Raw genomic sequence first — 1,700 nt, forward strand, 5'->3', positions numbered from 1 at the left:
GCGCTCCAGGCGGCCGCCGGGGTCGGCGCGCAGCGAGCCCATCGCCTGGTGGCGCCCGATCAGCATCAGTTCGCGTTCGAGGTCGCCGAGCTCCTCGTGCACAACGTCCTCCTCGTCGCTCCGCCGCCGGTGATCGTCGGGTTCCAGTCAATACTATGTGCATGATGCATATCGTGTGTACGATGCATAGTGCATCCTCGTGACTTGGAGCCCCCCTTGAGCACACCCCCCACCGCGCGCAGCGGCGGCGGCGCGATCATCGGCGTCCTCGCCGGCGCCGGCATCGCCGTCTCGCTGATGAACACGCTCGTCGTCCCGCTCATCCCCGACCTGCCGGAACTGCTGGGCACCACACCCGCGAACGCCTCCTGGGCGATCACCGCCACCCTGCTCGCCGGCGCCGTCGCCACCCCCGTGTTCGGCCGGCTCGGCGACATGTACGGCAAGCGCCGCGTCCTGCTCGCCAGCCTCGCCCTGATGGTGATCGGCTCCCTCGTCCCGGCGCTCGCCGGCGGCCTCGTCCCCATGGTCGTCGGCCGCGCCCTGCAGGGCTGCGCCGCCGCCGTCATCCCGCTCGGCATCAGCATCATGCGCGACGAACTGCCGCCGCAGCGGATGGGTTCGGCGATGGCCCTGGTCAGCTCCTCGCTCGGCATCGGCGGCGCACTCGGCCTGCCGCTCGCCGCCGTCGTCGCCCAGCACGCCGACTGGCACGTGCTGTTCTGGGCCTCCGCCGCGATCGGCGCGCTGGTGATCGCCCTGGTCGTGGCCCTCGTGCCGGAGTCCCCGGTGCGTTCCGGCGGCCGCTTCGACCTGGTCGGCGCCGTCGGCCTCTCCGCCGGACTGCTCAGCCTGCTGCTGGCCGTCTCCAAGGGCGGCGACTGGGGCTGGGCGAGCGGCACCACCCTCGGCCTGTTCGGCACCGCCGCCGCGGTGCTGCTGCTGTGGGGCGTGTGGGAACTGCGCACCGGCAGCCCGCTGGTCGACCTGCGCACCACCGCCCGCCGCCAGGTGCTGATGACCAACCTCGCCTCGGTGGTGATCGGCTTCGCGATGTACGCGATGTCGCTGATCGTCCCCCAGCTGCTGCAGCTGCCCGAGGGGACGGGCTACGGCCTCGGCCGTTCGATGGTGGTCGCGGGCCTGTGCATGGCCCCGTCCGGCCTGGTGATGATGGCCGTCTCGCCGTTCTCCGCACGGATCTCGGCGGCCCGCGGCCCCAAGGTCTCGCTGCTGATCGGCTCGCTGGTGATCGCGGCCGGCTACGCGCTCTCGCTCGGGCTGACCCACCACGTCTGGGGCATGGTGCTCTTCTCCTGCGTGATCGGCGCCGGCGTGGCCTTCGCCTACGCCGCGATGCCCGCGCTGATCATGTCGGCCGTGCCCGCCTCGGAGACCGCCGCCGCCAACGGCCTGAACAGCCTGATGCGGTCGATCGGCACCTCCACCTCCGCCGCGGTGGTCGGCGTGGTGCTCTCGCACATGACGGTGACGACGGGCCCGGTCCAGCTGCCCTCCGAGAACGGCTTCCGGACGGGCCTGGCGATCGGCCTGGGCACCGCCGTCCTCGCCGCCCTGGTCACCCTCGCCGTGCCCGGCCGGCCCGAGCAGGCCGCGCCGAGCGGGGCGACCGCTCCGGCCGTGGACGCGCAGCAGGACGAGGCCGCCGCTCCCGCCGCGCAGGCCTGAGGACGACCGGC

1 protein-coding gene is annotated in these 1,700 nt (G+C 73.3%); it reads left to right on the forward strand.

Translation table 11 applies throughout. The features are described from left to right. Positions 1 to 216 precede the first annotated feature (216 nt). Positions 217 to 1,689 carry an MFS transporter gene (locus ABZ641_RS36150; RefSeq protein WP_359988716.1) on the forward strand — a complete coding sequence of 491 codons (1,473 nt, stop codon included), beginning with the start codon at positions 217 to 219 and terminating at the stop codon, positions 1,687 to 1,689. Positions 1,690 to 1,700: the final 11 nt, after the last annotated feature.

Origin of the sequence: Kitasatospora sp. NPDC007106 (genome assembly GCF_040634455.1) — a bacterium.
GTDB lineage: Bacteria > Actinomycetota > Actinomycetes > Streptomycetales > Streptomycetaceae > Kitasatospora > Kitasatospora arboriphila.